The sequence below is a fragment of the Aeromonas lacus genome (genome assembly GCF_000764665.1).
Lineage (GTDB): Bacteria > Pseudomonadota > Gammaproteobacteria > Enterobacterales > Aeromonadaceae > Aeromonas > Aeromonas lacus.
The window spans coordinates 42,621-49,446 of record NZ_JRGM01000175.1 but is presented as its reverse complement, the minus strand read 5'-3'; the positions used below and the strand labels follow the sequence as shown (position 1 = coordinate 49,446).

6 protein-coding genes are annotated in these 6,826 nt (G+C 60.6%); 3 read left to right on the top strand and 3 right to left on the bottom strand.

Features of this window, described 5'->3' with window-relative positions; all coding sequences use genetic code 11:
* The 3 genes from LG31_RS21735 to rluA form a co-directional block, all read left to right on the top strand.
* A partial coding sequence (locus tag LG31_RS21735; RefSeq protein WP_238567546.1) for a hypothetical protein occupies positions 1-288 on the top strand: 288 nt, incomplete at its 5' end.
* Positions 289-383: 95 nt separating this feature from the next.
* Complete coding sequence (gene rapA, locus LG31_RS0118840) at positions 384-3,251, top strand: RNA polymerase-associated protein RapA (RefSeq protein ID WP_033115943.1); 2,868 nt, start codon at positions 384-386, stop codon at positions 3,249-3,251.
* 113 nt (positions 3,252-3,364) lie between these two features.
* Positions 3,365-4,021 (top strand): bifunctional tRNA pseudouridine(32) synthase/23S rRNA pseudouridine(746) synthase RluA, encoded by a 657-nt coding sequence (gene rluA / locus LG31_RS0118835; protein WP_033115942.1) that lies wholly within the window; start codon positions 3,365-3,367, stop codon positions 4,019-4,021.
* 64 nt (positions 4,022-4,085) lie between these two features.
* Here the strand turns inward: rluA and LG31_RS0118830 are convergent, their stop codons facing one another.
* The 3 genes from LG31_RS0118830 to treC form a co-directional block, all read right to left on the bottom strand.
* Positions 4,086-4,274, bottom strand: a complete 189-nt coding sequence (locus tag LG31_RS0118830) for a hypothetical protein (protein ID WP_019446232.1) — start codon at positions 4,272-4,274, stop codon at positions 4,086-4,088.
* A 246-nt stretch (positions 4,275-4,520) separates the two neighbouring features.
* Complete coding sequence (locus LG31_RS0118825) at positions 4,521-5,114, bottom strand: sugar O-acetyltransferase (RefSeq protein WP_033115941.1); 594 nt, start codon at positions 5,112-5,114, stop codon at positions 4,521-4,523.
* Positions 5,115-5,117: 3 nt separating this feature from the next.
* Positions 5,118-6,779: an alpha,alpha-phosphotrehalase gene (gene treC, locus LG31_RS0118820; RefSeq protein WP_033115940.1), complete on the bottom strand. Its 1,662-nt coding sequence runs from the start codon at positions 6,777-6,779 to the stop codon at positions 5,118-5,120.
* Between the last annotated feature and the right edge of the window lie 47 nt (positions 6,780-6,826).

Genomic DNA, 6,826 nt, shown 5'->3' with positions numbered 1-6,826 from the left:
AGTGGCATTCTACTCAACCGCCTTCTCGAGTCAAGCCTTATTTGCAAAGGCTTTTCGAGGTTACCGACCCGGTTGTTTGCGTTGCCGCTTGCCGTGTCGATGGAGGCGCATTATAGGGATCCTGATCACGTTGGCAAGGGTGTTTTTGCATTAAATTCGTATTTTCCGCACGACCGCTTACTTATTGTTCGAAACGATGACTTATTCCACGAAACAGCCCACCACAGTCGCCTGCGGCTATCTTCTTTAGTGCCTTCTCTGCGACAAATCAGGGCCATCATGATTTGATCTCATCCCTCTATATCCTTGGTGATCGAGGTCACTCCTTCGGGTAACATAGCGCCCCTTTGCGATTCACACACTCTTGGGCTTTGGAGAGTTTAATGCCTTTTGCACTTGGCCAGCGTTGGATTAGTGATACAGAGACGGATCTTGGTTTGGGGACTGTCGTTGCTGTTGAAGGACGCATGGTTACCCTGTTGTTCCCGGCTACCGGTGAAAACCGCATGTATGCCAAAGAAGAGGCGCCGGTGACCCGGGTCAGCTTCAATGTGGGCGATCAGATTGCCAGTCACGAAGACTGGACCATGACGGTCGACGAAGTGCAGGAGAAAGATGGCCTGCTTATATATGTAGGTGTTCGCACCGACAATGATGAGCCGGTTGTCCTCAAGGAAGTGTTTCTCAACAACTTTATCAAGTTCAACAAGCCGCAGGATCGCCTGTTCGCCGGTCAGATCGATCGGATGTCCCGCTTTACCCTGCGCTACGAAGCGCTGGTCAACCAGCACAAGCGTCGTCGCAATCCGACCCGCGGTCTGGCCGGTGGCCGGGTCAGCCTGATCCCGCACCAGCTCTATATCGCCCACGAAGTGGGTCACCGCTACGCTCCGCGCGTACTGCTGGCCGATGAGGTTGGTCTGGGCAAGACCATCGAAGCGGGCATGATCATTCATCAGCAGCTGCTCTCCGGCCGCGCCCATCGGGTGCTGATCCTGCTGCCCGAAACGCTCCAGCACCAGTGGCTGGTCGAGATGCTGCGCCGTTTCAACCTGCACTTCTCCCTGTTTGACGAGGAGCGCTGCATCGAGGCGTTCGCCGATGCGGAAAACCCCTTCGAGACCGAACAGCTGGTGATCTGCAGCCTCGACTTCCTGCGCAAGAAGCGTCGTCGCTTCGAGCAGGTGCTGGAAGCCGAATGGGATCTGCTGGTTGTCGATGAAGCGCACCATCTGGAGTGGAGCGAAGAGGCACCGAGCCGTGCCTATGAAATGGTGGAAGCGTTGGCCGAACAGGTGCCGGGCGTGCTGCTGCTGACCGCGACCCCGGATCAGCTGGGCCACCAGAGCCACTTTGCCCGTCTGCGCCTGCTCGACCCGGAGCGTTTCTACGACTACGACGCCTTCCTTGCCGAGGAGCAGGCCTATGGTCAGGTCGCCAGCGCCGCGCAAGAGCTGCTGGATGGCGAGACCCTGAGCGAAAACGCCAAAGCCATCCTGGCCGATCAGCTGACCGGTCTGGATCTCGGCGATGCCGCTGCCCGCCAACAGGCGGTCGCCAAGCTGCTGGATCAGCACGGCACCGGTCGCGTCCTGTTCCGCAACAGCCGCGCCAACATTCAGGGCTTCCCCGAGCGTCATCTCAATGTCTACCCCATGCCGCTGCCGGAGCAGTACAAGACCGCCATCAAGGTGATGGGCATGATGGGTGGCAACGGCGGCGATCTGCAGACCCGCGCCCTGCGCTATCTCTACCCCGAGAAGATCTTCCAGCAGTTTGAAGGCGACAGCGCCAGCTGGACCCAGTTCGACCCGCGCGTTGACTGGCTGCTGGAGCTGCTGATCTCTGCCCGTCAGCAAAAGGTGCTGGTGATCTGCTCCGAAGCAGCCACCGCCATCGCACTGGAAGAGGCCGTGCGTACCCGCGAGGGGATCCGTGCCGCCGTCTTCCACGAGGGGATGTCCATCCTCGAGCGGGACAAGGCCTCCGCCTATTTCGCCCAGCAGGAGGGTGGCGCCCAGGTACTGCTCTGCTCCGAGATCGGCTCCGAAGGTCGCAACTTCCAGTTTGCCAGCCATCTGGTGCTGTTCGATCTGCCCCTCAACCCGGATCTGCTGGAGCAGCGGATCGGCCGTCTCGATCGCATCGGTCAGCAGAACACCGTCGAGATCCACGTTCCCTATCTGGAGGGCACCTCCCAGCGCGCCCTGCAACTCTGGTATCACGATGGCCTCGATGCATTCGAGCAGACCTGCCCGACCGCCCGCCCGGTGTTTGAAGCGGTGCGTGACGAGCTGTTCGAGCTGCTGGCCGCCAACACCGGCGTTCAGGCGACCCTCGAAGCGCTGCTGAGCCGCACCCGCGAACTGCATGAGCCGCTCAAAGCCAAGCTGGAACAGGGTCGCGATCGTCTGCTGGAGATCCACTCCAGCGGTGGCGAAGCCGCCAAGCAGCTGGTCGAGAAGCTGGCCGCCGAAGATGACGACACCGGCATGATCTCCTTCGCCCTCAAGATGTTCGACGAGATCGGCGTCAATCAGGATGATCGCGGCGAAAACGCGCTGGTGCTGATGCCGGGCGATCACATGCTGGTGCCCAGCTTCCCGGGCCTGCCGCAAGACGGCATGACCATCACCTTTGATCGCACCACCGCCCTGTCGCGGGACGATATGTCGTTCCTCTCCTGGGATCACCCCATGATGCGCGGCGGTATCGACCTGATCCTCGGCTCCGAGATCGGTGCCACCTCGGTGGCTCTGCTCAAGAACAAGGCGCTGCCAGTCGGTTCCATCCTGCTGGAGCTGATCTTCGTCGCCGAGTCTGCGGCTCATCCCCAGCTCTACCGCTTCATGCCGCCGACACCGATCCGCCTGCTGATGGACAAGAACGGCAACAACCTTGGCGAGAAGGTGGCGTTCGATGCGTTCAACCGCCAGCTGACCCCGGTCAACCGCCACCTTGGCAGCAAGCTGGTGACTGCGTCCCAGCCGGTGATCCACGGTCTGATTGGCCAGGGTCAGGCGATTGCCGAAGAGCTGAAGGCCGGGATTGTCGACAAGGCCCGCGCCCAGATGGCGCATACCCTGCAGCAGGATCTCGATCGTCTGGAGGCGCTCAAGGCGGTCAACCCGAACGTGCGCGACAGCGAGCTGGAATATCTGCGCAATCTGCAGGCAGAATTGCACCACCTGATCGACCAGACCCAGCTCAAGCTGGATGCCATCCGCTTTATTGTGGTTACCCATAACTGATAAAACGGTGAAATGGCCAGACCCAACGCGAGTTGGCTGCCATGCACTTTTTATCGTGGTAACCCATAACTGATGGGGGCTTGCCCCCGCTTTGACCAAAGATGCGAGACGCTATGTTTGTATACTCACCGCCCCTGGAACCCTGGCTCGATATCCTGTTCAAGGACAAGGACATCATGGTGGTCAACAAGCCCACTGGCCTGCTGAGCGTCCCCGGGCGCGGCCCCGAGAATGAAGACAGCGTCCTGCATCGGGTGAAGCAGCAGCACCCCAAAGCGGCGGCGGCTCATCGCCTCGATATGGCGACGACCGGCGTGCTGGTGATCCCGCTCAACCCCAACTCCCACCGGGAGCTGAGCCGGCAATTCCGCGAGCGGGAGACCGAGAAGCACTACCTCGCCTGGGTGTGGGGTGAACCTGAGCAGGATGCGGGTGAAGTGGATCTGCCGCTCTGCGTCGACTGGCCCAACCGGCCGAAGCAGAAGGTGGATTTTGAGGAGGGGCGTCACGCCCTGACTCTGTGGCAGAAGCTGAAGGTGGAGAACGGCAACAGCCTGATCAAGCTGACCCCGATTACCGGTCGCTCCCATCAGCTGCGGGTTCATATGCTGGAGCTGGGTCACCCCATCCTCGGCGATAACCTCTACGCCAACCCGGATGCGCTGGCGGCGGCACCGCACCTTTATCTGCATGCGGCCAGCCTGACCATCAGCCACCCCCGCAGCGGCGAGCGGATGACCTTCGAGGCACCGGCTCCTTTCCCGGTCTGAGCCTGACAGGTAACAGCCAAATAAAAAGAAAGCCCCCATCGAGAGATGGGGGCTTTTTTATCGCTCAGACGCGGATATCGATATTGCTTCCGAGGGAAGCGCTGGCCGATGTCGGCGCAGCCGGAGCGGATTGCGCTGCGGTTTGCAGCAATTTCAGTGCGGATTCGCCCTCTTGGGTCTGCTGTTTTTTGGCCAGACTGGCCGCCATCAACGCAGAACCGAACGACGCATTTGCAGAGCTGGATATGTCCATAGGTTACCTCCTGCATCAAAGAGTATCGGCCGCCCTCAGCCAGACATGAGCAATCAATGGACAATAATCCGAACCGGGGCACAGTTGCATGTCGATCGGGCGAACGCTGCACAAGGGGTAAATCGCCCCAAAACCGCGCCAGCAGGGCACTTTGAGAGGTTATCGACCATTCGATAAACAAATGATTACGGCAATACCATTTAAAAAATAAATGATAAAAAGTGCTGCCAAGCTACCCGAAAATGCCTATTCGAGGCCCGCAAGCTCCTCCGCCGTCATCGGGCGCAACACCCGACAGGGGTTGCCGACCGCCACCACGTTGGCGGGCACATCTTTGGTCACTACCGAACCGGCGCCGATGACGCTGTTGTCACCGATAGTGACGCCGGGACAGATGACTGTGCTCCCGCCAATCCAGACGTTGTGGCCGATCCGCACCGGCTTGCCGAACTCGACACCCCTGATGCGCGGCGCCACCGCCACCGGGTGAGCGGCGGTGTAGATCTGCACCCCGGGCGCCAGCAGCACGTTGTCGCCGATGTGCACCTCACAGACGTCGAGGATGGTGCAGCCCACGTTGGCGTAGAAGTTCTCGCCGACGAAGATGTTGGCGCCATAGTCGCAGAAGAACGGCGGATTGATGGCACACTCCTGGCCGCGGCTACCGAGCAGCTCGTGCAGCAAAGCATCCCGCGCCGGTTTCTCCTGCCAGCTGGTGTTGAAGGTGTGGTAGAGCCTGCGGCAGCGCTCGCGCGCCGCTTTCAGCTCGGGATCGCCCGCATCATAAGGCTCCCCCGCCACCATCTTCTGCCACTCAGCACCGCGCACCACCTTCGTCATCGCCTACTCCATCAGCCAGATCAGGGATTCATAAGGGCGCAGCATACCCGATTGCGGTTGGGCCGGGCTATCCGGGTAGTTGCCGAGCAGCAGGCGACCCTTGCCGGTGGCCAGCTCGTCCGGCAGGGCGAAGGTGGCCGGCTCGCCGTAGAAGTTGCTCACTACCAGCAGGGTCTGACCGTTGGCGCGACGGGCATAGGCCCAGATCTGCGGGTGCTCCGTCAGCAGCTCCTGATAATCCCCCTGAGTGAAGATGGGGTGCGCCTTGCGCAGCGCAATGAGATCACGATAGTGCCAGAACACAGAGTTCTGGTCGGCCAGCGCCGCCTCGGCGTTGATCTCGGGGTAGTTGGCGGCAGGCTTGAGCCATGGCGTTCCGCTGGTGAAACCGGCGTTGGGGGCAGCACTCCACTGCATCGGGGTGCGCGAGTTGTCGCGGGACTTGGCGCCGAGAATCGCGAGGATCTCGGCCTCGCTCATCCCTTCCGCCTGCTTGATGGCGAAGATATTGCGGCTCTCCACATCCTGATAGTCATGGATGCTGCCATAACCCGGATTGGTCATGCCAATCTCCTCCCCCTGATAGATGTAGGGGGTACCCTGCAAACCGTGCAAGGTGCTGGCCAGCATCTTGGCGGCCACGACCCTATGTTCGCCCTCGTCACCGAAGCGGGAGACGATACGCGGCTGATCGTGGTTGCACCAGAACAGCGCCGACCACCCCTTGCCATGCATGCCACTCTGCCAGTGGTTGAAGATGCGCTTGAGTTCGAGGAAATCGAACGGCGCCTTGGTCCACTTGTCGCCGTTGGGGTAATCCACCTTCAGATGGTGGAAGTTGAACACCATGGAGAGCTCGGAGCCATCCAGCGCGCCGTAGCGCTGGCAGTGCTCCAGCGAAGTAGAAGACATCTCCCCCACCGTCATGGCGCCAACCGGCGCAAAGACGTCGCGACTCACGTCCTGCAAAAATTCGTGGATGCGCGGCCCGTCGGTGTAGAAGCGGCGACCATCGCCAATCTCGTCGTTCGGGAACGTCTGATCTTTGGAGATAAGGTTGATGACGTCGAGCCGGAACCCGTCCACCCCCTTTTTGGCCCAGAAGTGAATGATGTTTTTGACCTCGGCGCGCACCGCCGGATTTTCCCAGTTGAGGTCTGCCTGCTCGCGGGCAAACAGGTGCAGGTAGTACTGACCGGTGGCGGGATCCAGCTCCCAGGCGCTGCCGCCAAATTTGGATTGCCAGTTGTTGGGCACGCCGCCATCCACCGGATCGCGCCAGATATAGTAGTCGCGGTAGGGGCTGTTTTTATCCCCCAGCGCCGACTTGAACCAGGCGTGCTCGGTGGAGGTGTGGTTGACCACGATATCCATCACGATGCGGATGTCCCGCGCGTGAGCGGCGGCCAGCAGCGCCTCGAAGTCGGCCATGGTGCCGTAGGCGGGATCGATGGCGTAGTAGTCGGCGATGTCGTAGCCGTTGTCCACCTGCGGGGAGACGTAAACCGGGGTCAGCCAGAGGGCATCGACACCCAGGGTTTTGAGATAGTCGAGGCGGGCCATGATCCCCTTGAGATCACCGGTGCCACGGGCGCCGGAATCCTGAAAGCTCTTGGGGTAGATCTGGTAAATCACGGCACTCTGCCACCAGGGTGTTTGGCTCATGGCTCTTTCTCTTGTCATAAATTGAAATGGGAGAGGGCGACCCGTTG

Coding starts and splice junctions, on each gene's coding strand:
- rluA (WP_033115942.1), top strand. CDS start 3,365: ATGTTTGTATACTCACCGCCCCTGGAACCCTGGCTCGATATCCTGTTC.
- rapA (WP_033115943.1), top strand. CDS start 384: ATGCCTTTTGCACTTGGCCAGCGTTGGATTAGTGATACAGAGACGGAT.
- LG31_RS0118830 (WP_019446232.1), bottom strand. CDS start 4,274: ATGGACATATCCAGCTCTGCAAATGCGTCGTTCGGTTCTGCGTTGATG.
- LG31_RS0118825 (WP_033115941.1), bottom strand. CDS start 5,114: ATGACGAAGGTGGTGCGCGGTGCTGAGTGGCAGAAGATGGTGGCGGGG.
- treC (WP_033115940.1), bottom strand. CDS start 6,779: ATGAGCCAAACACCCTGGTGGCAGAGTGCCGTGATTTACCAGATCTAC.